Source organism: Palleronia abyssalis (assembly GCF_900302445.1).
GTDB lineage: Bacteria > Pseudomonadota > Alphaproteobacteria > Rhodobacterales > Rhodobacteraceae > Palleronia > Palleronia abyssalis.
On sequence record NZ_ONZF01000040.1, the window covers coordinates 1 to 1309 of the forward strand.

Sequence of the window (1309 nt, forward strand, 5' to 3'; positions counted from 1 at the left end):
TGAACTGGCCCCCGTTTCGACCGGACACCTGGGCATAACCATGGAGGCTTAGGCATATGCCTAAGCACGTGCTTATGTCTGACTACGAGATCATCACCGATGGCGGCCGTCGGCGCCGCTGGCCTGCTGCCGAGAAGCTGCGGATCGTCGAGGAGACCCTGGAGGACGGCGCCAGCATTTCGGTCGTCGCTCGCCGGAATGGCGTTGCTCCGAACCTGCTGTATCGTTGGCGTCGCCTGATGCTGGATGGGGGAGCCGTAGCCGTGTCCGAAGATGACGACGTGACCAGCAATCGCGCGGTTCGCCAGATGGAGGATCGCATCCGCGAGTTGGAGCGGCAGCTCGGGCGCAAGACGCTCGAGGTCGAGATCCTCAAGGAGGCTCTGGACAAAACACGCTCAAAAAAACGGACGTGGCTTGCGCAGTCGCAGCCGAAGGACAGTTTCCGGTGAAGGTCGTGGCCGAGACCTTGGGCGTCTCCCGATCCAACCTGCATGCCCGGATGACCGGGAGCACGAAGCCGCGTCGGCGCTACCACAAAGCGCAAGACGCGGTGGTCCTGCCGCTGCTCACCGCGTTGGTGGCGGCGCGCCCGACCTATGGCTATCGCCGCATCACGGCACTCCTGAACCGCCAGCTCCGAGCGGAGGGCGCCGCCCCCATCAACCATAAGCGCACCTACCGTATCATGCAGGCGCACAACCTTCTGTTGGCCCGTAAATATACGGAGCGGCCGGAGCTGACCCACGAGGGAAAAGTGGTGACGATGCGCTCGAACATCCGCTGGTGCTCGGACGGGTTCGAGTTCACCTGCTGGAACGGCGAGATCATCCGGGGCGCGTTCATCATCGACGCACACGACCGGGAGATCATCTCCTGGCGAGCCGTGGTGAATGCCGGCATCAGTGGCTCGGATATCCGCGACATGATGCTGGAGGCGGTCGAGAAGCGGTTCGGAACCTTCCGAGCACATCACCCGGTCGAGATGCTGAGCGACAACGGCTCGCCTTACATTGCCAGGGAGACACGCATCTTTGCCCGTCAGCTCGGCCTGAAGCCTTGCTTCACGCCGGTGAAGAGTCCGCAGAGCAATGGCATCTCGGAGGCGTTCGTGAAGACGCTGAAGCGCGACTACGTTCATGTGACGCCGCTCCCGGATGCCGCCACAGTCCTCGAATTGATCGCCGGGTGGTTCGAGGACTACAACGACAACCACCCGCACTCAGGGCTGAAGATGCGTTCGCCTCGCGAGTTCATCGCAGCTCAAACCGCAACCGCCTGAGTGTCCGCTGAAACGGGGGCAAGACCA

1 protein-coding gene is annotated in these 1309 nt (G+C 62.7%); it reads left to right on the forward strand.

Annotation, left to right across the window (positions count from 1 at the left end):
- Window positions 1–56 precede the first annotated feature (56 nt).
- Window positions 57–1282 (forward strand): IS3 family transposase gene (locus PAA8504_RS21660; RefSeq protein WP_108896185.1). Its coding sequence is split into 2 segments (ribosomal slippage): window positions 57–399 and window positions 399–1282, totalling 1227 coding nucleotides; the frame shifts between segments, so codons are not numbered across the junction.
- Window positions 1283–1309: the final 27 nt, after the last annotated feature.